Source organism: Algoriphagus sp. 4150 (assembly GCF_031457395.1).
Classification (GTDB): domain Bacteria; phylum Bacteroidota; class Bacteroidia; order Cytophagales; family Cyclobacteriaceae; genus Algoriphagus.
The window spans coordinates 582,961-604,941 of the sequence record NZ_JAVDWS010000001.1 but is presented as its reverse complement, the minus strand read 5'-3'; the positions used below and the strand labels follow the sequence as shown (position 1 = coordinate 604,941).

Sequence of the window (21,981 nt, the reverse complement as noted above, 5' to 3'; positions counted from 1 at the left end):
TGCTATTTGATACTTATTCTGCTCAAGACTTATTTTTAACTTGATTGAATTTCCCCACGAGAATCGCGAACAATCCTATAACCCAAACGACAAAAAGTCCGGGAATGAGGTAAAAGAAGAAATTGTACTGACTCGCAGCGATTTCCTCCTGATTATTGATCGCATGGGTATAAAATACCAACATGCCCAAACTCATATTAAGGATTCCCCCAAAAGAATAAAACCATCCCAAATAATAATCCCGAAACTTATCGCCAATCGGGAAAATCCGGGTCAAACCCTGATGGTTTTTGGTTTCCAGCAATTTAGGAGGTAGTAGAACAATCATATTCATGATAATAAAAACAGCGATCATTCCATAGAAGAACATCTCCTTACTTACTTTTTCGGGTGACAGTCCATTTTCATCAAAATTGTAACTGATATTCTCCGCCAATGCAGAATAGAAATACAGCAGAAAGAAAATGAACAGGACTATACTTAGAAAATAGAAGGCTTTTCCGAATCGGTAATACATGATAGAGGGGAATTGAATGTGCTAATATAAAGGATTTGGACAAACTGAATCCGACTTATCGATGATCCTTTTATCTTTATCTTTGACAAGTAGCTTCGCAAAACCACCCAAAATAATGAACCTCAGCCCAGTAGTGATCGCGATTCCGATGTATTTCATTTTGATGGCAATAGAAATGATTGCCCTCAGATTTCAAAGACATCCAGGATATAGGCTTAATGATGCTATTACAAATATCAATTGTGGTGTACTTTCTCAAGTCACCGGCGTCTTCATCAAGGTACTTTCCATCGGGATTTACACCTTGATCTTTCAGCATCTCGCCCTCTTTGCTATCCCCAACAACATCTGGACATTTTGCCTCCTATTCTTCCTTTATGATTTTTGCTACTATTGGGCGCATCGGATGAGTCACGAGGTAAATCTATTCTGGGGAGGCCATGTAGTGCATCACTCCAGTGAAGAATATAATCTTTCGGTAGCACTCCGCCAGAGCAGCACCCAGACTATTTGGACCTTCTTTTTTTATTTCCCGCTTGCACTACTTGGGTTTGATCCCATCATGCTGGTGCTGGCATCAGGAATCAACCTATTGTACCAATTCTGGATTCATACCGAAGCAATAGGCAGAATGGGATTTTTGGAGAAATTCATGAATACGCCTTCCCATCATCGCGTTCATCACGGCCGCAATCCCAAGTACATCGACAAGAATCATGGAGGCACTTTCATCATTTTCGATAAATGGTTTGGCACCTTTCAGCAGGAAGAGGAAAAACCCACATACGGTATAACCACCCCCGTAAAAAGCTGGAACCCACTCTGGGTGAATCTTGCCCATTATGCCAATATGAAAGAAGAATGGAAAATGATCCCCAATTGGTCGGATCGTATGAAATACCTCTTTTACAAACCCGGCTGGCTACCGGAATCGCTCGGGGGGTATCGCGCGCCCAAAGAGGTGGAAGCTGATTATCAGAAGTTCGATACAGTAGTTCCCAATTCACTGAATTGGTATGTGTTTGCCCAATATATTTTCATCTTACTGCTTACAGGTTTCTTCCTCTTCGAAGTGGACAGTTTTAACTGGCTGCCCAAAGTTCTAGTAAGCGCACTCATCATGTGGACTACGATAAGTTTCTCAGGAGTCTTTGAAAACAAAAACTGGTATCTGCCACAAGAAGTAATAAGAATTCTTGCTTTTGCAGCTGTTGTCTTTTTCTTAGTTCAATCTCTCCTACCTTTGCCGATCCTAGTCGGAGTTTCAGGCGCATATTGTTTGGCCTCTTTCTACTGGCTTTGGAAAAACCAGCAGCTCAAATCGCAAATCCATTCCATTTCTGTGTAATCATGAATAAATCCTTATTGTTTTTCTCTGTCCTGTTTCTTTCCATTGCCTCTTCCTGCAGCTCAAAAAAAGACACAGGAGATATGAATATGGAAAACTGGAAATCTGACCGATATGGCTGCAAGGGATTAAGAATACAGGATTTGGAAGAGTTTGAGCGATTAAAGCACTCTTATCTAGGTGCTGACAACCAAGCCTTGATCAAGACATTTGGTCGTCCGGACCGTGTGGAATTGGTGGATAAAAGCCAAACTTTCTTCTTCTACTTTCTAGAACCCAGTGGTAACTGTGATGGAGTGGAAATGGAAAAAGAACCCCTGAGAGTTCTTTTTCGACTGAATGCTATAAGTAAAGTATCCGAGGTGACTATTACAACCCAGAACCCATAAAACACAGTGCTGCAGCCCCAAGGGTTCCTGCATTGTTTTCGAGAGTGGCTTTCTTCAAAATCAAATCCTTACTATAATACTGGGATAAATATTGTTTGATGGTACGCTCCAGTGTAGGCATCATAAATTCCAGTCCGGCAGAAATTCCACCGCCAAAATACACATCGGTCACATCCAGAATACGGATAGCCGATACAATGGCTTCTCCCAGAATCCTCCCTACCTCTTCGAATACCATCAATGACACGGGATTTCCGGCCTTGGCTGTGTCAACTAGAAGGTGAGTCCCCAGTTCGGCACCAACCAAAACTCCGGCCTTTTCGGGATATGCATCTATAAAACGCGACATAATATTCAAAATTCCCTGTCTTCCGATAAGCGTCTCAAGCCTTGCTGCTCCCTGAGAAAGCATATGCCCCATTTCCATTGCATTTCCTCTGGATCCTTTGAACACTTCTCCGTCCAATACCAAAGCACTGCCAATTCCTGTTCCCATGGTGATGAAAAGGAAATTCTGAGAGGGTTCATCCTTTCCAAAATAAAACTCTCCGATTGCAGCTGCTGCTGCATCATTTTCCAAAGCAAAATCATATCCCGGATACTTCTCTTCCAATCCTCTTTTGAGATTGAAACCGTTAAGTGTAGGGATTGCAGGAATCTCAAGAGCAGTAGTCCTGTCCTTTGAAATCATACCCGGTAAGCCAATTCCCACATCTTTTACGTTGGGATATTTGGTCAGAAACTTCCCCAATCCTGTAATAAAAGCAGGCCCAAAGCCTTCAGGATGATCACGGTAAGAGGTGGTATCTTCCTTTACAAAGTCCAAAATTTTTCCTTCCTTATCTACAAGGCCGATTTTCAAGTGAGTTCCCCCCACATCCACTCCTAGGAATTGTGCTTCCTGATTTTGCATAATATTATTAATAGGTTTACGGTTTCAAAAAAGCAAAAGAATAGCATTACTTCCTATAATCCTTGCCAATCTGCTGGAAAATTTTGAAAACAGCAGGGCAAACAAGGGTATTTTTAAGCGAAAGTTCCAAAATACCATGCATTTTTTTACGGTTGGTGTGAGGATATTCCCTACAAGCCTTCGGCCTATCTTCATACACGAGGCATTTATTGTCCTGACCCAAAAATGTACAGGGAGAAGAATTCAACACAAAATCTCCTTCCTCATCCCTATGTAAGTACTCATCAATAAAAGCACTGCTCTTCATTCGAAAAACTTTGGCAAGGCGATCAATATCTGTATACAGAAAAATAGGGCTTGTCGTCTTACAACAGTTGGCGCAATCTAAGCAGTCTATCCCGCTGAAGGTCTCCTCATGCAATATCCCAAATCTTTCGTCCAGTAGCTTTGGTTTTAATTTCTTAAGCCTGGCTTTTAATTTTTGGTGAGAAGAATATTCTGATTTACACTCTTTACCAAAATTCTCAAGGTCAATAGCCATTTTTTATGGAAGTTCAATTAGGTAAAACCGTTAATTAAGAAAAAAAACTCTTTTATAAAACATAGATTTTCAGTATCTTATAAATCATCAAACCCTTTTAGTCATGAAAACTCATCCTTCAGAACTGTATTTCTACCATTCTCCCACTCAGGTGGTAGATAAGCAAACGCTTGCTTATGCCAAGTCAATCTCCCAATTCGTCAATACAATTGACCTGAGTAAAGAAAAGCTTACACCCACCCAATGGAATAGTCTTTTGCTCAAACTGAATCTCAGAGCTAAGGATCTGCTCAACCGGGCCCATCCTGATTATCAGAAATTCATCGCAGGCAAAAATTGGGATGACGAAAGCTGGCTCAACATCTTGATCAAATCTCCCAATCTGATCAAAGCGCCCATAGCCAGTCTTCGTGGAAACGCAGTGCTATGCCTTACACCTACTGATATCTTAAAGCTTAATTCGATGCATTTAGTCTGATTCCATCGGGCTCGATTTGAATCATTCTCGCTTTGTACAACTGGCCAATGCACTGTTTGAAATGCTTTTTGCTCATTTCCAAATACTCCTGAATTTCTTCGGGGGATGATTTGTCATGCACCGGCAAAAAACCTTTTGATTCCAGAATTGCAAGTATTTTTTCTGATCCCTCATCGTACTTCACGCGACCGGGAGGAAGCAACTGCAGATCCAACTTACCGTCTTCCCGGTTCTTTTTCACATATATTTTACGTTTTACGCCCAATTCCAAGGGTTGGAAAACCTCATTTTTAAAAAGTAAACCCTCATATTGGTTGTCTATCAATACTTTGAATCCCAAATCGGTCTCCTCGAAAACCACTCCTTCAAGTTCCTTTCCTTCCTCCCAATCCAGCGGAGCCAACCGCATGAAGTCCCGATACTTATTGACTCCGATTAATCGGTTGGTTTTGTAATCCACACAGATCTTCACCAAGTACTTTTGGCCAACTTCCATGTTTTTGCCCATTTCGGATTTAGGCACAAACAGATCTTTTGGCAGTCCCCAATCCACAAATGCTCCGAAAGAGGTGACTTCCTTAGCTTCTAGAACAGCAAATTCGTCCAAAAGCGCCAAAGGCTTCTGCGTCACTGCCACCGGTCGATCCTCACTGTCTGTGTAAACAAAAACTTCAATTTCGTCTCCTTCTTTTTCCTCTCCCGTGAGGTATCCTTTGGGAAGCAAAAGTTCTTCACCTGAACTGAGAGCCAAGTAAGCACCGAAATCCGTAAATCTATTGATGGGTAATTTTGAAATTAGACCAAGTTCTTTCATGCCCTAAAGGTAGGCAATAATCGCAGTTTGAAACTGAACTTTTGTGACAAACAAAGCCATGAAATCAAAAGTTAAAAAATTGGATTTGGTAACAGGCAGGATTAGCTTTGAACTCTTCAACTGTTTAATTCCGTTGATATAGACCCAAATTTAACTTTAATCCTTAATCACCTCCTTATGAAAAACATCTCTGTCATTGGTTCCGGCACTATGGGAAACGGCATTGCCCATGTATTTGCGCAGCATGGCTATGAAGTCAGTCTGATAGATATCAAACAGGATTTTTTGGACAAAGCCATGGCTACCATTCATAAGAATCTAGACAGGCAAGTAGGTAAAGAGTTGATTTCCGAAGACGATAAAAGGGCAACACTGGGAAGAATTGCCACTTTCACCGACTTGGAAGCAGGTGTCAAATCAGCTGATCTTGTGGTGGAAGCGGCCACGGAGAATATGGAGATCAAACTGGATCTTTTCCGGCAGATCGATAGATTAAGTCCGGAAGCGGCTATTCTGGCCAGCAACACTTCATCTATTTCCATCACAAAAATAGCTTCCGTAACCAACAGACCGAAACAGGTGATTGGAATGCATTTTATGAATCCGGTACCGGTGATGAAGCTGGTGGAAGTAATCCGCGGATATGCTACTTCTGATGAAGTGACCGGCAGAATCATGGCTTTATCTACCAAACTCTCAAAAGATCCCGTAGAAGTGAATGATTATCCGGGATTTGTGGCAAACAGAATATTGATGCCTATGATCAATGAGGCGATCTACTCCCTATTCGAAGGAGTGGCTGGTGTGAATGAGATTGATACTGTGATGAAACTTGGAATGGCACATCCCATGGGACCTTTGCAGCTGGCGGATTTTATAGGTTTGGATGTCTGCCTTTCTATCCTCAAAGTGCTTCATGAGGGTTTTGGCAACCCAAAATACGCTCCATGTCCTTTGCTGGTGAATATGGTTCAGGCCGGCTACAAAGGAGTCAAGACCGGAGAAGGATTCTATAAATACACTGCCGGCAGCAAGGATTTGGTTGTTGCTCCCCGCTTTGACAACTAACTAGACTATGCACATTGCTGTATCCGGAAATATAGGTAGCGGTAAGACCACCCTCACCGAAAAACTGGCCAAACACTATGGCTGGAAGGCTGAATTCGAAGCTGTAGATGAAAACCCTTATCTACCTGACTTCTATGAAGATATGAAAAGATGGGCTTTCCACCTTCAGGTGTATTTTCTAAACTCCCGATTCAACCAAATCAAGACCCTTCAGGAAAGTAAGACTCCTACTATTCAGGATAGGACTATCTATGAAGATGCCTATATTTTCGCTGCCAACCTCTATAAAAGTAAACTGTTGACCGAGCGGGATTATCAAAATTACCAAAGCTTATTCACAAGTATGATCGCTCATGTGAAAGCTCCCGACCTTTTGATTTATCTGAAAGCTGATATCCCGAAACTTGTGGGGCAGATAGAAAAACGTGGGAGAAGCTATGAGACGACCATGCGGATAGATTATCTGAAAAACCTCAACACACATTATGAAGAATGGATCACCGGCTACACTGAGGGGAAATTATTGATTATAGATGTCACTAAACTGGATTTTGTGGAGAATCCGGGCGATTTCTCTTTTGTAGTGGAAAAAGTGGAGAGAGAGATATTTGGTCTATTTTCCTAAGATATAAAGCACTGAAATCAATAAACCATATAGTCACATAGAAAAGCATAGGGCTGAACTACTAAGCGGAAAGGAAACACATTATTCTTGCTCATCCGACATAGCGACCTCTGCGAAAATCTTTGTGACTCTGCGGTGAAAAAATCACCCTTTATATTTCCTGATAAACCAATTCAACAGCATTGCCCGTTGCTCCTCTTTTGGATTGATAAGCAATTGATCCAATCGCTTCAGAGATCCACCGGTCATCAGCGTCTCGAATGGTGTGATCCGAAAAAACTTATAGCCGTGAATTCTTGTCTGTATATCATACTGACAGTCGTTGTAGGCGGTAAGCTTCCATCCTGTTGCCCCATTTCCGGAGAAGTCTCCAGGCTCAGTCGCTTCTCCAAAACAATGCTTGGCCAAAGGAGCTCCATTCCAGATTCTTTGCTGCATCCCCACCTTCAGGCATTCCTTTTCATAGCTTCTACATAGCCTTTTCTGAGTCTCCATAAAAGGAAAATTCAACTCAGAATAAAGATCTGATCTAAAAGTTATTAGACGATACCTATTGAAGTGAATTTCATCATCATAGACAAACAGATTACGATTGATTTTAAAGTCAAACTTCAACTTCTCAAGCAAAGGATACTTTCCAACTCCGCCGAGGTCTTCATAGATTTCTGTAACCCATTTTCGTCCCTTTTGGTCCAGGTATTTCGGTTCTAATTCTAATTCAAAATCCCGTTCAAAATCCACTTCCCCTTCCCGTAAAATAAGGTCAAGCTGGCGGGTCATTAAGTTATCCATTGAGTTGGTTTTATCCCGGTAAGGCTACCGCGTAGTCGTAATCCATCATACAAATTAGTATTGAAGGAAATTATTTTCTCCCTTTTTCCAGGTCATCACCTATTCGCTGCTCTAAATTTCCCTTGGAGCCGGGAAAAGTCGTTCTCTGTGAAATATCATATCCGATCCAGCACATGATCAACATGAATATCACAAACAGGATCAAAAATATTTTCTTATTCCGCTGCATATCGGATTAAATGTCTGTCTTGATGGAGTGCAAAATTAACCAATCATAGGAAATCCAAGGCCATTGTTCATGAATTAGTGAAAAACTTTGTTGAAAATCATACTTTTTCAAAAATGTGGTTAATTTTAGGTAGATGGTTGCCAAACCGACTTTTTTACATTTTAGCACCTTCTCCATCCAGTCATGTATAAATTCATAAGTACGCAGTCGATTTATCAGTACTTTGGGGAAGATAAACCAGAGATGATTAGAGAAATGATTCAGATAATTTTAGATACCAATATCAAAGATTTGAAGGAGTTGGACACATACTATAAGCTGGATCAATATGCAACAGTTAATAACCGTTGCCACAAAGCCAAGCCAACAATGGTATACATAGGAGCTCAAAAGACACGAAAAATTTTAGAAGAGATTGAAACTAATCCCGGAGATTTCCCTGAATTGAATGAAAGCCTTCAAGCACACCTTATCGAGATAGAAACTGAATTGAATCAATTTCTTGCAACACTAAATTAAATTCAGAATAAACAAACCCATAAGAATATGCAGCGAAAACTACTGTTTCTGCCTTTGCTTTGCATTGCCTTTTTGCAAGCTCAGGCTCAATCAACTTTAAGTGTAGAACACATCATGCAGGATCCGACGTGGATGGGAACTTTCCCTTCTTCAGCATCATGGAGCGACGATTCCCAGACTATTTACTTCCGGTATAATCCTGAAAAGAACCCCGCTGATTCATTGTACAAACTAAATTTAGCCAATAAAACCTCCATTTCTAAAGTGAGTTGGAAAGAGCTAAAGGACAATGAGCGTAGTGAAGAGGATTTTAATACAGACAAGTCTCTACGCGTATATCAAGCGGACAGAAAGTTGATGCTTGAAAACATGATTTCTCACTCGACTGAGTTGCTTCTTGAATGGCCGGAGAACTTTACTAATCCAAAGTTTATGGCAAATGAAATGGAGATCTCATTCGCCTCAAAGAGCAATATTTTTATCTTCAATAGGTCTTCCAAAATATTCCGAAAAGTCACCAACATATCCACGGAATCCAAGCCAAAAGACGATTCCAACAGTGAAGATGAAAAGGTAAAATGGCTGGAATCCGAAAATCTTGAACTCCTTGATGTGGTAAGAGAGCGAAAAGAGAAAAATAAAATGCAAAAGGATTATAGGGAGACTTATCGTGATTCGGAGAAGGATAAATTCGCCTACTATACCGAGGGGAAAAGCCCGGTAAATCTACAGTTGTCTCCTGACGGAAACTACGCCTCATTCACCATCTATAATTCTTCAGAGAATAAGAATACCAAAGTTCCGGATTACGTGGATGCTTCCGGATATACGGTGGAACTGAACGCACGGTCAAAAGTCGGCTCAACTCCCACTAAAACGGATGTGGGAATCTACGATTTACAGCGCGATACGGTGTATTTCATAAGTTCTTCTGAATTACCGGGAATCAAAGATTTGCCGGATTATGTAGCTGACTACCCCGACAAAGAATGGGAAGAGAAAGAAAGAGATGTCATTTTCTCAAATCCATATTTTTCTCCTGATGGCAAAAAAGCTATCCTAAACATCCGGTCTACCGACAATAAAGATCGATGGATTGCTTCCATAGATTTGGAAACAGGGAAATTGAACACACTTGATAGACAACGCGATGAAGCGTGGATTGCAGGTCCCGGAATTGGTTATTCATTCTCCGGCGGGACAATGGGATGGCTCCCTGATAATAAGCACATTTACTTTCAGTCGGAAGAAAGTGGATATTCTCACCTTTACCTGCTGGATGTCGTTTCCGGTGAAAAGAAAGCGCTCACTTCAGGAGATTACGAGGTGTTTAATCCTTTCCTATCCAAGGACAAAAAATCATGGTACTTGACCACGTCTGAAGTAGATCCCGGTGAGCGGCACTTCTACAAGATGCCGGTGATGGGTGGAAAAATGCAAAAACTAACCTCCCTCACGGGTAACAATGAAGTTTCTCTTTCTCCTGATGAGAAAAAACTTGCCATTATCTATTCCTACAGCAATAAGCCCGCAGAGCTTTACCTCCAAGACAATAAAGTAGGTGCAAAACCTGAGCAATTAACCTCCGGTCAAAGCGAGGAATTCAAAGCTTACAATTGGAGAGAGCCTGAACTTGTAAGGTTTACCGCAGAAGATGGAGCTCAGGTACCTGCAAGACTTTACCTACCCGATCCGGCCAAAAAGAATGGTGCAGCTGTAGTGTTTGTCCATGGCGCAGGCTACTTACAAAACGTCCATAAATGGTGGAGCAGCTATTTTAGGGAATACATGTTTCATAACCTGTTGACAGATTTGGGCTACACGGTGTTGGATATTGACTACAGAGGATCTGCCGGATATGGCCGTGACTGGAGAACGGGTATCTACCGTCATATGGGAGGGAAAGACCTATCCGATCAAGTTGATGGTGTGAAATACCTCGTGTCTTCTCATGGAGTCGATCCGGATCGTGTGGGTTTATACGGCGGTAGTTATGGTGGATTCATCACGTTGATGGCACTTTTCAATGCTTCTGAAACATTCAAATCCGGTGCAGCGCTACGTTCAGTTACTGACTGGGCGCATTACAATCACGGCTACACTGCCAATATTCTCAACACACCGGAGGAAGACCCCATCGCGTACCGTCGTTCCTCTCCTATTTACTTTGCCGAAGGCCTAAAGGGAAACTTGCTGATGGCTCATGGAATGGTCGATGTAAATGTGCATTTCCAGGATGTGGTAAGGCTTTCGCAGCGATTTATAGAATTGGGAAAAGACAATTGGGAAATGGCTATCTATCCGGTGGAAGACCATGGATTCGTGGAGCCAAGCTCCTGGACGGATGAATACAAACGGATTTTAAAGTTATTTAATGAAACACTTTTGGAGGAATAGTATTAAAAAAGCAAGCAAAAAGTAAATTCCAGTTTAAGGCTGTCTCATAATCAGGTTTTCTTGTCAGGCTGAGCAGCCAGTCTGCCGAAGGCATGAAAGCCGAAGCCCTTTAAGTGCTAATTAAGCTCATTTCGGCTTCCAGTCCTCCGGGAGGCGGGCGCTCAATGAGACAATTATGAGTTATGAGACAGCCTCTTTTTTTAAATGAATTCTGTGCATTTTTTTTCAAAGCAAGAGAATTACCCAAATTCCTTTTTCATAAAATAATCATGACTCATTGTTTAATCAACAGGCAAAATATACAGATCATTCAAGAGAATGACTTCAGCTTATATTTTTATTACCCAAGTAACTGTACTGTAAAACAAAAACCGGTAAGTACCAGTCAAACATACCGCCTGTTTGGGTAAAACAGAAGTTCATACAACAGTTTTTTTAACCTTAATCTGAATAAAAGTGTGGATTCTACTAAATACATCTGATAGGCTCAGTAAGGAATCAGCAAGTAACTCACTTATAATCAATTAGATAAATAAAAGTAAATCTAAATTTGGGACAAAGGGTATCAGAATATATATTTGTATTTAATTAATCTAAATAAAAATAATATGAGAAAATATTATACTCTTGCTCTTTTTGTGTTGACGGGGAGCATGTCAACTGTCTTTGCGCAGGAAGCGGAGAAAGACACGACCAAGGTATCCAATCTGATGGAAGTGGTCGTGCTCGGTACCCAGAATATTGTCAAGAATGCCAACTCAGAATTTGTGGCAAAAATGCCGCTAAAAAACCTGGAAAACCCACAGGTATATACGAGCGTATCCGCAGAATTAATGAAAGAGCAGGTGATCAGCAATTACGACGATGCATTGAGGAATGTCCCCGGCATAGCGAAAAGCTGGGAATCCACAGGACGTGGCGGGGATGGTGGCGCTTATTTTTCCTTAAGAGGATTTGAGGCACAACCGGCATTGGTGAACGGATTGCCGGGATTGGTCAGTGGCAACCTTGATCCTTCCAATGTCGAGGAAATACAGGTCATAAAAGGGCCTTCGGGTACATTATTCGGTGCCAGTTTCTACGGCTATGGCGGCATTATCAATACGATCACTAAAAAACCTTATCTAGGTTTTGGCGGTGAAGTGGCCTACAATACCGGCAGTTTTGGTTTGCATAGGCTGACTGTCGATGTCAACACTCCATTGAACAAAACAAAAAAAATGGCACTTCGGTTAAATACTGCCCTTCATACCGAAAATAGCTTTCAAGACGCCGGGTTTAAAAAATCATTTTTTATCTCGCCAACATTTGCATATGAAGTAAATGACAAACTCACAATTTCCCTACTGATGGAAATTCTGGAGGAGAAACGGGCGGTTCCACCTGTGCTCTTCCATACAGACCGTCAGAGCCCTTTGGAATTCAAAAACATTGAAGAGCTAAATCTCAACAATAAGATGTCTTTCACCAATAATGATTTGACGATCATGAACCCAAGAAAGAATCTGCAAGCTCAAGCTTTGTACAAACTCGGTAATAGTTGGAACTCACAAACTGTGTTTTCCGCAAGTAATATTAAGTCGGACGGAATTTATACCTACCTATGGGGAACAGACCCGGATCAACCTTCACAGCGGGATTATTTTTATCAGTATTTCAACAATCAGGATTATAACACTAACACGTTAGATGTACAACAGAACTTCAATGGTGATTTTAAAATAGGCAAGCTGAGGAACATGCTCCTAATTGGAGTGGACTTTTTTACAAGAACCGTGGAAAACAAGAGTTCTGGCTGGATTCCCACAAGAAGGATAAATCCTCAGGGTGATTTTATTGCCTTAGATCCTTCTAATCCTGATGGACTGAACTCATCCATCATCGCAGATCAATTAGCTGCCAGCAATCATTCAAATACCAAAATCACAAATAGCGCTTATAGTGCCTATGTGTCGGATATGTTACAAATCACTCCTACACTATCCACGTTAATAGGTTTAAGGCTTGATTATTTTAATAATAAGACAAATGAAAACTCGGAAGACTACAATCAACTAACCTTTTCTCCAAAATTTGGATTGGTGTACCAACCGATTGATGACAAACTCTCTCTTTTCGGGAACTATATGAACACTTTTTACAATGTAGCACCAAGGGAAATTTTTGATGATGGGGGAAATAGCCTTGGTGTAAAGACATTTAAGCCAGAGCATGCCAATCAAATGGAAGCTGGAGCCAAAACCATCTTAATGGAAGGGAAATTGTCGGCGACTGTTTCCTTGTATGATGTAAGGGTTTCGAACCGTGTGTACTATTCACCGACAAGTGCCATACAAGGTGGAAAGACAAGAAGCAGAGGCTTCGAATTGGAAATAAAGGCAAATCCAATACCCCGATTGAATTTTATAGCAGGGTTTAGCTATGGTAAAATCGAAGTAACTGAAGGCAACACGGCAACACCAAATGACTTCTACAACGAGGAAGGAAGAAGTCCAGGTGGACAGGGACCGCAAACATTGGCCAACTTTTGGGGAACTTATAAAATCGACTCCGGTAAACTCAAAAATTTCGGCTTAGGGTTTGGCGGTAATTATGCCGGCGTGTACAAAGTGATTGACAATAGTGTTACAGGTGTGTTTAACCTTCCCAGTTATACTCTTTTGAACAGTTCATTGTTTTATAGTGGCGAAAGGTTCACCGTTTCTGCCAATGTAAACAACCTTACCAACGAAACCTATTACATTGGTTACTGGTCTGTAAATCCCCAAAAACCCAGAAATTTTGCTGCACGTGTAGCTTACAAATTCTAATGGTGATAAGAAAAACAGTCTATATAAAGTGTTAGGAATTTTCAACTTGCAGCCACTACTTATGCTAGTCACATAACAAATAAAAAAGAGTCCCGCACGTGCGGGACTCTTTTTCAAAACATTAACTCATCAACAATTCAATAATCTGGGCGGGTGCCTGTACACCTTCAACCTTATCATCGGCAATCTCTTTTCTTAGTTCGTATTCCAGCTCGAAGATCAAGCCGGAAACGAATACTTTATCCATTCTCAAATCGCTTTCGAAAGAAGCGTATTTTCTTTTTCCTGTCAGGTCTATTCCATATTGATGGAAGACCTTCGAGATTTTGCGGAGATCGTTATAGTTTTTCATTGGGTATTTGGCTAACCCGTGTCAATCTAAGCGACTGACACGGGTAGAATGAATCATTTATTATTACACGTAAGCTGCAGCTTCGGATTCAAATTCCTCCACATTCGTCTCTTCGAGTTCGATTTGCTTCTTCTCAGCTTTGCCTATTTTCACCATGAATCTGTCAAACAGATAGTAGATCACAGGAACCACGACCAAAGTCAGGAACATGGAAGAAAGCAAACCACCGATGATTACCCAGGCCAGGCTGTTTTTCCACTCAGCACCCGCACCAGTCGCCAAAGCGATAGGCATCATACCTATCACCATCGCAATCGTAGTCATCAGGATTGGACGGAATCGTATCTTCACCGCTTTCTCAAGAGCTGCCTTCACCTCTACCCCAGCCTCTTTCAGCTGATTGGTGAAATCGACCAATAAGATCGCATTCTTCGCTACCAGTCCCATAAGCATAATCAATCCCATGATAGAGAAGATACTTAGGGTTCCCTTGGTCAGTGCCAAAGCAAGTAAGGCTCCGATCAATGCCATAGGAAGAGAGAACATCACCACCAGCGGATAGATATAGGAATCATACAATGCCACCATGATCAGGTAGATCAGAATGATAGAAGCCATAAGTGCTATTCCCAAAGAACCGAAACCTTCGCTTTGGTTTTTCATATCACCGTCATAATTGATCTGCACCTGCTGTGGAAGATCCATTTGCTCTATTGCGGCAGTCAATTCGGCTCCCACTGTTCCCGAAGGAACTCCGGCAACCTGAGAGGTGATTTTCACGGAGGAAACACGATCTCTTCTTTCCAATTTGGTCGGTCCTTCAGACTGATTTACTGTTGCAAACTGCTCTAGCTTCACCAGCTTTCCATTTCTGTTTAAGAACGTAAGGTTTTGAACATCTGAGATAGATTTTCTGTCAAACTCATTCAGTTTGATCATAATATCATATTCGTAGTCACCGTCTGTATATTTTGAGTCATCGTTCCCGTTAAACGCTACCTGAAGTGCTCCGCCCACCATGTCCATGGAAAGGCCAAGTTCATTCATTTTATAGCGATCCACTTCTACACGGATTTCAGGATTACCATCTTCGAGTGAGCTCTCGATTTTACGGGTTCCTTTCAATCCTGCCAGAATAGCTTCTATTTTCTCAGACACTACACGGATGGAATCCTTGTCAGGCCCCGAAACAATCACCTGAATCGGTGCATCATTTGCAGTACCCATGATAGAAATCGGAACACCGGTATATTCAGCTCCGGTAATATTTTCCTCCAAGTAATTTTCTAGGTTTCTGGCATAGTCAGGCCCAGTCATAGATCTGTATTCAGGTTCTACCAGTTTTACGAAGATCTCAGAAGTGAATGGGGAAGACTGCGAACCTGTAAACTGACCACTGGCCACACCCACGGTGGTAAACACCTCAGTGACCTCAGGAAGAGTTCTTAGGTAATCCTCTACTTCGCGGGTTTTGAAGTTAGTCTGCTCCAATGTTGCATCCTTAGGCAGTTCCAGTCTAAGAAGGAATTCCCCTCTATCACCTTCTGAAACGAATTCGGAACCGATAAAGCCTTGGATTACCAAGAAGAACGAAGAAATAAAGAGTAAGAACGTAATTGCCAACAAAGCAAATTTATGAGCAAATCCCCATCTCAAAATCCCTATCAACCAGTCCACAAAGGCATCCAATCCGGCTTCAAAGCCATAGACGATTTTTCCAAAGAAAGAATTCTTATCCAAATGCTCCAGCTTCGAAAACCGCGAAGTGAGTAGCGGAATCAGTGTAAATGCAACCAGTAAACTGATCAATGTAGCCGTGGCCACCGTGATACTGAATTGGGTCAAAATACCTGCAATCAATCCTCCTGTCATCGCCAGTGGTACGAACACCACAATAATCACCAAAGTGATGGATACTACGGTAGAGCCGATCTCACGAACACCGTCATATGAAGCCTGGGCTATGCTTTTACCCATCTCCAGGTGTCGGTAGATATTTTCAATAACCACAATGGCATCATCCACCAGAATACCCACTACAAGTGAAAGTGCCAGCAATGACATCAGATTCAGTGTAAATCCCGCCAAGAACATCACTGTAAATGTGGCCACGATAGATGCCGGCACTGCAACCATTACAATGACTGCATTTCGGATACTGTGCAGGAACAGCAGCATAATCAAAGCCACCAACACAATCGCAATAATCAAATCCTTGATCACATCATTTGCAGCTTCCAAGGTAAACTCAGAGGTATTCTGAGAAATCTGGAAAGAAACGCCCTCAGCAGTATAAGTCTGCTCTATATTATAAAGTTCATGCTCCAACATCTCCGAAACCTCCACCGCATTTGCATCAGATTGTTTTTGTACCGTAAGACCAATTGCTGATTTACCGTTTAATCTGGTAAGTATATCTTCGTCCTTATAAGAGTCAGCAACTTCCGCCACTTCTTTCAATTGTATAGGAGATTCGTCATCACGGTAGGCAATCACCAGATTTTCTATATCCTGAATGTTTTGAAATTTCCCCGCAAGACGGATTAAAACTTGGCCCTCATTATTTTTCAACCTTCCGGTAGGAAAATCAAGATTGCTCGCATTGATAACCTGTGCTACCGAAATTGGAGAAATACCGTATCCATCCAGCTTGTTTCTATCCAAGTTTACTTTGATCTCACGCTCAGTACCACCCAACATATTCACTTGAGCCACACCTTTGATCTGAGCCAGCGATGGCTGAACCTTATTCTTGATCAAATCATAAAAATCGGAAGGATTCAGATTGGAGTAAACTGCAAGTTGCATGATGGGCAAATCATCCAAATCAAACTTGCCCAAACTTGGAGGATCAGCATCATCTGGAAGATCTCCCAAGATCGCATTGATCTTACGCTGGGCATCCTGCATGGAATAATCCACATCTTCTCCTGCCTCCAATTCTATAGTGATGATGGAGATACTTTCTTGGGAAATGGAACTCATGGATTTGATTCCCTCCAAAGAAGCTACCGCATCCTCGATCTTCTTAGTCACGGATGTTTCCACTTCCGATGGAGCAGCCCCCGGATAGATGGTGGATATGGTCACCACATTGGTTTCCATCTTTGGCAATAGCTCGTATGACAGCTGCGTGTAGGAAAAAATCCCAAGCAAGGTCAGTACTGTGAACAGTACGACCACCATGGTCGACCGTTGTATCGATATTTTAGTGATTTGCATAGTTTACTGAACTTTGACTTTTGTTCCTTCTTTCACATTGATCAGCCCTGAAGCAATCACTTCGTCACCTGCTGTCAAGCCTTCTAGGATTTCTACAGAACCATCATCCAAAGGATGGATTTTTACTGGCTGATACATTGCCACATCATTTTTGATCAAGTAAACCCCCGGGGATTTCAGGCTTCCCGCGATTGATTTTCTGTCAATCTTCAGCACTTTCTCTTCCTGTGAGAATTTGAACTGAGCCGTACCGAACATCCCCGGCTTGATCTGATCCTGGTTGGCGCTATTCATGATAAGTTCCACTTCGTACTTGAAAGAACCGTCTGCTTTATCGGAAATGAAGTGTACTTTGCCGGTAAAGTCCTGATTTGATATAGCATTTACTTTTACTGCGATCTCATCTCCTATTTTCACTTTGGAGATTTCACTTTCAGTTACCTTCACAGACAGTTTCAATGGATTTTTATTGATGATATCTGCCAAAGGCATTCCCGGGCTCACCAAGGTTCCCAATTCATAGTAATCCTGATTGATAAAACCGGCGATCGGAGCAATCACCTGTGTGTCGTCCAGCCTCTTCTTCAAAGCTGTCAACTGTGCATCAGCTATTTTGAAAGCATTTTCGTTCTCTTCCAGCTGCTTCTTTGTAATCGCATCAGTGGCTGCAAGATTTTCAAAACGCTTCAGGTCTTTCTCCGCTTGGTCTCTGTTTAGTTTTGCGATAATATATTCAGACCGAATCAGACGGTCATCTACCTGCACCAGCAAGTCTCCTTTGCGCACATAGTCTCCTTTTCTTCGTTGGATTTTTATAATCGCCCCTGAAGTCTCAGACATCAATTTCAATTCTTGGGATGGGGCAAAAATTCCGTTTGCTTCAAAATTTCTGTTAACGGTCTTCTCTTCCACTTTTTCCACTGTCACAGAGATGTATTCGCTGGACTTCATGGCTAGTGTGGCGGCTTCGTTCATTTCCTGTTTATTATTATAAAGCGTGAATGCAACTGCCCCTACTCCTATCAGGAGTAATGCTATGATTATTAATTTCTTCATCGTTGGTATGAGTTTTCTATTACAGTAAAAGATTTGTGATTTTTCCGGTGGAATTCAGAATCTCCAATTGGGCGATTCTGACCTGTATGATTTGATTGTTATAATTTGCTTGTGCCTGACGCTGGGTAGTCTCAGCATCCAGGAGGTCAGTCAATGGACTCAGGCCTTCCTTGTAAAGCAATGTGGTCTCTTGCAGCACTTCATCAGCCAGATCAAGATTCCCATCCAGCGACCTAAGTGTGCTTAGGGAATTGTAATACTTATTGAGTGCATTCTTATACTCCAATTCTGCCGCATCCTCTGCCTGTAGACGGTCAAGACTTAATTGCTGTGCATTCACTTTGGATTGAGCTGCCTTGTACTTTGTCTGCATTCCATCAAAAATTGGAATCTGCAGTTTCAATCCGATCAAAAACCCCTGATACCAAACTTTATTTTGGCTCATAAAATCAAAATCCTGAGAGAATGCATTCTTGTTGAAGTCAGCAAAACCAACTAACTGTGGCTGGTGGGCGGCTTTGATATTTTTGTACTCGTAATCATACAATTGCTTCTGCACACCCAGTACTTGTATATCTTTTCTATCTAAAATATTGAAACCCTGTATTTCGAACGCCTTAATTATCTGATCAGAGTCAGCTATAGATTGATCAAGGTTGATTTCTGTATCTACCGGAATCCCCATCAACAGCTTCAGGTAACCCTCTTGTTGGTAGATAGAGATTTCCAGATTTTCAAGCTCACTTTTAATAGAAGTCAGGTTTACCCTTACCCTATTTAGATCCACTTTGCGCGCCAAATCATTCTCATATTGGGATTGAAGAATTTTCTCAAGACTCCCCAACTGATCAATGTTTGCCAACAAATTTTCTTTTTGAAGTTCCAGTTGAATCACTCCCAAGTAATTCATTGATATTTCGCGGATTACATCTTCTTCTGACTGCTGTGCCAGTATATGGTAAAACTCTTCGCCTGTTTTAGCCGCTTTCAAACCTATCAAATAGGAATTGCTGAAAATCAGTTGATTCAATTCAAAGCCCGCTTTCAATGACTGCGGTACACCCAAGGATATCACTTCAATATCATTTGGATTACCGCCGCCGAAAATCCCACCAGGAACTGCCTGAGGAAATACATCCAAGAAATTATTGTATTGACCATAAGCAGAAAACTGGGGAAGACCGGATCCTCTGATCTCATTTCTCTGATACTTAGCCTTTTCTTCATCCAGAATGGCTTTCTTCAGTGTTCGGTTGTTCTTCAAACCAATCTGTATACTCTCTTTCAGTGTGAGCGTATCCGAAAGATTAAATTCCTGCACCGTTTCTTGACCCATAGCCACCGCCGGAGCCAATAAGAAAAATGCATACGTTAAATACTTCTTTAACATGTCTTTGATTAATAGTTGGTTATAAAATATGTAGTTGGTTCTGTTTTTAATGAACTTACTGTTCAAATTTTTTTAGCCTTGTTGTCGTCTAAAGCGTTCAAACAAAACTGGAATCTCCTTTTTGAAAAAGCCCAAGAAGTTGGAAAAGTCCTTCATCTTACAATTGAACTCTGGGTTTCTGTCTGTTCTCACTTCCAGCACCTCATCTATGAATTTTTGGATCTCTGCAATGTTTTCAAGTTCTTCAGCAAAATCCTCTCGCCAATCACTCATCTTCAATGCGAAATATCTTTTTCTATCACCTGGACGGGTAGAATAGACACATCTGCCTTTGGCCTGAAGAAAAGTCAATGCATTACTTACTGCACTTTTACTTACTCCAAGATGCTCCACAATTTCATCAAAAGAAACCTCACCTTCTTCGTGAATCAATAGCAGTCCGATAATCCTTCCTACCAAAGGTTGCATTCCCTTATGCTCATGGAATACACCAATTCGCTCGATCAACTCCTTATGTCTTTCTGTTAAAATCATCTTCAATTAATTTGGGTTATGCTCTGACAACGGTGCAAAGGTATATAAAGTTCTTTTGGTTCTGCAAATACAGAACCAAGTATTTTTTATGCATTTTCTAGGTCGTTGATTCTTAAATCAATACACTAAGAAAAAGATGGAAAATTTAAAGTAAGGGCAAGTATCAATCAAACCAAATGATCCTTGTTCACAGGTTCCCGCAATGAATGGTCCCCAAAGATTTTGCGTCTGTGGTTCACTCCCCAAACATGAAGGGACTCAATGACATCCTTGAGTGTTTCCCCATATTCTGTCATTGTATATTCCACTGTCACAGGAAAAGTATCGTAGACAGTCCTCTTGACCAGATGATTTAGCTCAAGATCCCGAAGTTCCTTCGAAAGCATTCGATCAGTAATTCCATGTACCTGTCTGGAAATTTCCGAAAAACGCTTGTACCCATGCAGCAAGGCCACAATGATAGGCAACTTCCATTTTCCGTTCAATACGTCTAAAGCATCCTGTACAGGTCTAATAATACCTGTGCATTGCGTGTGGTTCGATTTATCCAGCTTCTCCATTAGTCTTCTGATAGTAATCCGGCCAAAACTATACTAAAGTATAGTGCTATACAATGTTATAGTACTTACAAATGTATAGCTAATTCCTTTAGGTTTGTGAAAAGATTATGCAATTATGAAATCGAACCTACCTGCGCAGACATGATCCCGTACGTACGGGAACCCGCAGAGGAATGGTTATTCGTAATGCGAGACAGGTTGTGACCAATTCAAACAAAATTACAAACACATGAAAAACAAAATTATTTACTGGGTAGCTACTGGGCTGGTATCACTTATGATGCTTTTCAGCGCATATGCCTACTTCGCCGATCCAAGCGTATCTGAGGGATTTGCTTCGATGGGATTTAAGGATTTCTTCAGAATAGAGCTTGGAATAGCCAAAATACTTGGAGCATTTGTATTATTAATTCCCGTAGTTCCCAAGCTAATCAAAGAATGGGCTTATGCAGGATTTGGGATCACGTTTATCTCGGCTTTTATAGCTCATTCTGCCAACGGGCACCCAGCGAACACCATGGCAATGCCTCTAATAGCATTCGCCTTATTGGTTACTTCCCGGGTTTTCCTCGAAAAAATCAGCTAGTATTACTCTTGCCCTCTTGAAGCATCCTAAAAGAAATTTTGGGATGCTTTTTACTTTTATATGGATGTCCACTTTTATGCAACTGATTGAATTAACTTAGAAAATTCTACCTACATAAGCCCAATTCAGAACTTTTGCTAGACTGAATACATTTGTATTGGGTAATAATCCCTGAAATATGCCCCTGATATACGTCAAAAACATGGTATGTCCCCGCTGTATCTCTTCTGTGAAGGAAGTTCTGGATCAGCAGCAACTGTCCTACTCCACGGTGGAATTGGGAAAAATAGTATTGGATTCTCCACTTAGTCACCCTCAAAAAAAACAATTGGCTAAAGGGCTGGAAAATCGTGGTTTTGAACTTTTGGAAGCTGAAAAATCAAAGTTAATATCTCAGATCAAAAGCATTTTGATCGGTCAGATACAACATTCAGATCAGCCAATGTCTGAAAACTATTCGAGTTTTATCTCCGAAAATCTCATGCATGAATACACGTATTTAAGTAAGCTTTTTTCGCAGGTAGAAGGAATAACTATAGAAAAGTACATCACCGGATTGAAAATCGAGCGTGTGAAGGAGTTGATTTTCTACAATGAAAAAAGTCTCTCGGAAATAGCTGATCTGCTCAATTACAGCAGTGTTGCCTACCTATCGTCACAGTTCAAAAAAGAAACAGGCATGTCTCCAAGCATATTCAAAAAACAGGGAAATCACAAACGTAGAAGTTTGGATGAAATTTGAATGGTTCAAAATCAGATCATGTGTAGTGAGGAGGCAGAAACTTTGTGAGGTGATTCATAAGTTGATGAGCACACGACATTTTTTCACGAGGGTATTTAA

Annotated in this window: 21 protein-coding genes; 10 read left to right on the top strand and 11 right to left on the bottom strand. The window is 41.3% G+C overall.

Annotated elements, in window-relative coordinates:
• Positions 1 to 22 precede the first annotated feature (22 nt).
• Positions 23 to 517: a DNA topoisomerase IV gene (locus J2X69_RS02590; protein ID WP_310097988.1), complete on the bottom strand. Its 495-nt coding sequence runs from the start codon at positions 515 to 517 to the stop codon at positions 23 to 25.
• A 115-nt stretch (positions 518 to 632) separates the two neighbouring features.
• Here J2X69_RS02590 and J2X69_RS02585 point away from each other — a divergent pair, with 115 nt between their 5' ends.
• Together J2X69_RS02585 and J2X69_RS02580 are read left to right on the top strand one after the other, a co-directional pair.
• Positions 633 to 1,865, top strand: a complete 1,233-nt coding sequence (locus J2X69_RS02585; protein WP_310097985.1) for a sterol desaturase family protein — start codon at positions 633 to 635, stop codon at positions 1,863 to 1,865.
• A 2-nt stretch (positions 1,866 to 1,867) separates the two neighbouring features.
• Positions 1,868 to 2,254 carry a hypothetical protein gene (locus J2X69_RS02580; protein WP_310097982.1) on the top strand — a complete coding sequence of 129 codons (387 nt, stop codon included), beginning with the start codon at positions 1,868 to 1,870 and terminating at the stop codon, positions 2,252 to 2,254.
• Here J2X69_RS02580 and J2X69_RS02575 read toward each other — a convergent pair.
• Positions 2,235 to 3,167 (bottom strand): ROK family protein, encoded by a 933-nt coding sequence (locus tag J2X69_RS02575; RefSeq protein WP_310097978.1) that lies wholly within the window; start codon positions 3,165 to 3,167, stop codon positions 2,235 to 2,237. The two genes, J2X69_RS02580 and J2X69_RS02575, sit on opposite strands and share 20 nt — an antisense overlap.
• Positions 3,168 to 3,213: 46 nt before the next feature.
• On the bottom strand, positions 3,214 to 3,708 hold the full coding sequence (locus J2X69_RS02570) for a YkgJ family cysteine cluster protein (protein WP_310097975.1): 495 nt from the start codon (positions 3,706 to 3,708) through the stop codon (positions 3,214 to 3,216).
• A 103-nt stretch (positions 3,709 to 3,811) separates the two neighbouring features.
• On the opposite strand from J2X69_RS02570, the gene J2X69_RS02565 reads away from it, so the two are divergent.
• A complete protein-coding gene (locus J2X69_RS02565; protein ID WP_310097973.1) occupies positions 3,812 to 4,186 on the top strand; it encodes a glutaredoxin in 375 nt (124 codons plus the stop codon).
• Here J2X69_RS02565 and J2X69_RS02560 read toward each other — a convergent pair.
• Complete coding sequence (locus J2X69_RS02560; RefSeq protein WP_310097970.1) at positions 4,164 to 5,000, bottom strand: S1-like domain-containing RNA-binding protein; 837 nt, start codon at positions 4,998 to 5,000, stop codon at positions 4,164 to 4,166. The genes J2X69_RS02565 and J2X69_RS02560 overlap by 23 nt on opposite strands.
• Positions 5,001 to 5,177: 177 nt before the next feature.
• On the opposite strand from J2X69_RS02560, the gene J2X69_RS02555 reads away from it, so the two are divergent.
• The gene (locus tag J2X69_RS02555) at positions 5,178 to 6,068 is read left to right on the top strand and encodes a 3-hydroxybutyryl-CoA dehydrogenase (RefSeq protein WP_310097967.1); all 891 of its coding nucleotides are present in this window, start codon (positions 5,178 to 5,180) and stop codon (positions 6,066 to 6,068) included.
• Between the two features lie 7 nt (positions 6,069 to 6,075).
• Positions 6,076 to 6,693 carry a deoxynucleoside kinase gene (locus J2X69_RS02550; protein ID WP_310097964.1) on the top strand — a complete coding sequence of 206 codons (618 nt, stop codon included), beginning with the start codon at positions 6,076 to 6,078 and terminating at the stop codon, positions 6,691 to 6,693.
• Between the two features lie 144 nt (positions 6,694 to 6,837).
• Here the strand turns inward: J2X69_RS02550 and J2X69_RS02545 are convergent, their stop codons facing one another.
• On the bottom strand, positions 6,838 to 7,485 hold the full coding sequence (locus tag J2X69_RS02545; protein ID WP_310097962.1) for a hypothetical protein: 648 nt from the start codon (positions 7,483 to 7,485) through the stop codon (positions 6,838 to 6,840).
• A gap of 412 nt (positions 7,486 to 7,897) precedes the next feature.
• Here J2X69_RS02545 and J2X69_RS02540 point away from each other — a divergent pair, with 412 nt between their 5' ends.
• The 3 genes from J2X69_RS02540 (at position 7,898) to J2X69_RS02530 (ending at position 13,440) form a co-directional block, all read left to right on the top strand.
• Positions 7,898 to 8,233, top strand: coding sequence for an Hpt domain-containing protein (locus J2X69_RS02540; protein WP_310097959.1), 336 nt, complete (start codon positions 7,898 to 7,900; stop codon positions 8,231 to 8,233).
• Positions 8,234 to 8,260: 27 nt separating this feature from the next.
• The gene (locus J2X69_RS02535; protein ID WP_310097958.1) at positions 8,261 to 10,630 is read left to right on the top strand and encodes a S9 family peptidase; all 2,370 of its coding nucleotides are present in this window, start codon (positions 8,261 to 8,263) and stop codon (positions 10,628 to 10,630) included.
• 608 nt (positions 10,631 to 11,238) lie between these two features.
• Positions 11,239 to 13,440, top strand: a complete 2,202-nt coding sequence (locus tag J2X69_RS02530; protein ID WP_310097955.1) for a TonB-dependent receptor — start codon at positions 11,239 to 11,241, stop codon at positions 13,438 to 13,440.
• A 121-nt stretch (positions 13,441 to 13,561) separates the two neighbouring features.
• Here J2X69_RS02530 and J2X69_RS02525 read toward each other — a convergent pair whose 3' ends face one another.
• The 6 genes from J2X69_RS02525 to J2X69_RS02500 form a co-directional block, all read right to left on the bottom strand.
• Positions 13,562 to 13,792, bottom strand: coding sequence for an acyl carrier protein (locus J2X69_RS02525; protein ID WP_310097952.1), 231 nt, complete (start codon positions 13,790 to 13,792; stop codon positions 13,562 to 13,564).
• Positions 13,793 to 13,855: 63 nt separating this feature from the next.
• Positions 13,856 to 17,014 carry an efflux RND transporter permease subunit gene (locus J2X69_RS02520; RefSeq protein ID WP_310097948.1) on the bottom strand — a complete coding sequence of 1,053 codons (3,159 nt, stop codon included), beginning with the start codon at positions 17,012 to 17,014 and terminating at the stop codon, positions 13,856 to 13,858.
• Positions 17,015 to 17,017: 3 nt separating this feature from the next.
• Positions 17,018 to 18,070 (bottom strand): efflux RND transporter periplasmic adaptor subunit, encoded by a 1,053-nt coding sequence (locus J2X69_RS02515; protein WP_310097942.1) that lies wholly within the window; start codon positions 18,068 to 18,070, stop codon positions 17,018 to 17,020.
• Positions 18,071 to 18,089: 19 nt separating this feature from the next.
• Positions 18,090 to 19,460, bottom strand: coding sequence for a TolC family protein (locus tag J2X69_RS02510; RefSeq protein WP_310097939.1), 1,371 nt, complete (start codon positions 19,458 to 19,460; stop codon positions 18,090 to 18,092).
• 72 nt (positions 19,461 to 19,532) lie between these two features.
• Positions 19,533 to 19,994, bottom strand: a complete 462-nt coding sequence (locus tag J2X69_RS02505) for a MarR family transcriptional regulator (RefSeq protein WP_310097936.1) — start codon at positions 19,992 to 19,994, stop codon at positions 19,533 to 19,535.
• Positions 19,995 to 20,161: 167 nt separating this feature from the next.
• Entirely contained in the window at positions 20,162 to 20,554 is a 393-nt protein-coding gene (locus J2X69_RS02500) for a helix-turn-helix domain-containing protein (protein WP_310097933.1), read from the bottom strand.
• A 229-nt stretch (positions 20,555 to 20,783) separates the two neighbouring features.
• On the opposite strand from J2X69_RS02500, the gene J2X69_RS02495 reads away from it, so the two are divergent.
• Entirely contained in the window at positions 20,784 to 21,140 is a 357-nt protein-coding gene (locus tag J2X69_RS02495; protein WP_310097930.1) for a DoxX family protein, read from the top strand.
• A gap of 178 nt (positions 21,141 to 21,318) precedes the next feature.
• Positions 21,319 to 21,882 (top strand): AraC family transcriptional regulator, encoded by a 564-nt coding sequence (locus tag J2X69_RS02490; protein WP_310097927.1) that lies wholly within the window; start codon positions 21,319 to 21,321, stop codon positions 21,880 to 21,882.
• Positions 21,883 to 21,981 lie beyond the last annotated feature (99 nt).

Bases quoted from the DNA above. Each gene is read 5' to 3' on its own strand.
- J2X69_RS02590 (WP_310097988.1), bottom strand. From the start codon at position 517: ATGTATTACCGATTCGGAAAAGCCTTCTATTTTCTAAGTATAGTCCTG.
- J2X69_RS02585 (WP_310097985.1), top strand. From the start codon at position 633: ATGAACCTCAGCCCAGTAGTGATCGCGATTCCGATGTATTTCATTTTG.
- J2X69_RS02580 (WP_310097982.1), top strand. From the start codon at position 1,868: ATGAATAAATCCTTATTGTTTTTCTCTGTCCTGTTTCTTTCCATTGCC.
- J2X69_RS02575 (WP_310097978.1), bottom strand. From the start codon at position 3,167: ATGCAAAATCAGGAAGCACAATTCCTAGGAGTGGATGTGGGGGGAACT.
- J2X69_RS02570 (WP_310097975.1), bottom strand. From the start codon at position 3,708: ATGGCTATTGACCTTGAGAATTTTGGTAAAGAGTGTAAATCAGAATAT.
- J2X69_RS02565 (WP_310097973.1), top strand. From the start codon at position 3,812: ATGAAAACTCATCCTTCAGAACTGTATTTCTACCATTCTCCCACTCAG.
- J2X69_RS02560 (WP_310097970.1), bottom strand. From the start codon at position 5,000: ATGAAAGAACTTGGTCTAATTTCAAAATTACCCATCAATAGATTTACG.
- J2X69_RS02555 (WP_310097967.1), top strand. From the start codon at position 5,178: ATGAAAAACATCTCTGTCATTGGTTCCGGCACTATGGGAAACGGCATT.
- J2X69_RS02550 (WP_310097964.1), top strand. From the start codon at position 6,076: ATGCACATTGCTGTATCCGGAAATATAGGTAGCGGTAAGACCACCCTC.
- J2X69_RS02545 (WP_310097962.1), bottom strand. From the start codon at position 7,485: ATGGATAACTTAATGACCCGCCAGCTTGACCTTATTTTACGGGAAGGG.
- J2X69_RS02540 (WP_310097959.1), top strand. From the start codon at position 7,898: ATGTATAAATTCATAAGTACGCAGTCGATTTATCAGTACTTTGGGGAA.
- J2X69_RS02535 (WP_310097958.1), top strand. From the start codon at position 8,261: ATGCAGCGAAAACTACTGTTTCTGCCTTTGCTTTGCATTGCCTTTTTG.
- J2X69_RS02530 (WP_310097955.1), top strand. From the start codon at position 11,239: ATGAGAAAATATTATACTCTTGCTCTTTTTGTGTTGACGGGGAGCATG.
- J2X69_RS02525 (WP_310097952.1), bottom strand. From the start codon at position 13,792: ATGAAAAACTATAACGATCTCCGCAAAATCTCGAAGGTCTTCCATCAA.
- J2X69_RS02520 (WP_310097948.1), bottom strand. From the start codon at position 17,014: ATGCAAATCACTAAAATATCGATACAACGGTCGACCATGGTGGTCGTA.
- J2X69_RS02515 (WP_310097942.1), bottom strand. From the start codon at position 18,070: ATGAAGAAATTAATAATCATAGCATTACTCCTGATAGGAGTAGGGGCA.
- J2X69_RS02510 (WP_310097939.1), bottom strand. From the start codon at position 19,460: ATGTTAAAGAAGTATTTAACGTATGCATTTTTCTTATTGGCTCCGGCG.
- J2X69_RS02505 (WP_310097936.1), bottom strand. From the start codon at position 19,994: ATGATTTTAACAGAAAGACATAAGGAGTTGATCGAGCGAATTGGTGTA.
- J2X69_RS02500 (WP_310097933.1), bottom strand. From the start codon at position 20,554: ATGGAGAAGCTGGATAAATCGAACCACACGCAATGCACAGGTATTATT.
- J2X69_RS02495 (WP_310097930.1), top strand. From the start codon at position 20,784: ATGAAAAACAAAATTATTTACTGGGTAGCTACTGGGCTGGTATCACTT.
- J2X69_RS02490 (WP_310097927.1), top strand. From the start codon at position 21,319: ATGCCCCTGATATACGTCAAAAACATGGTATGTCCCCGCTGTATCTCT.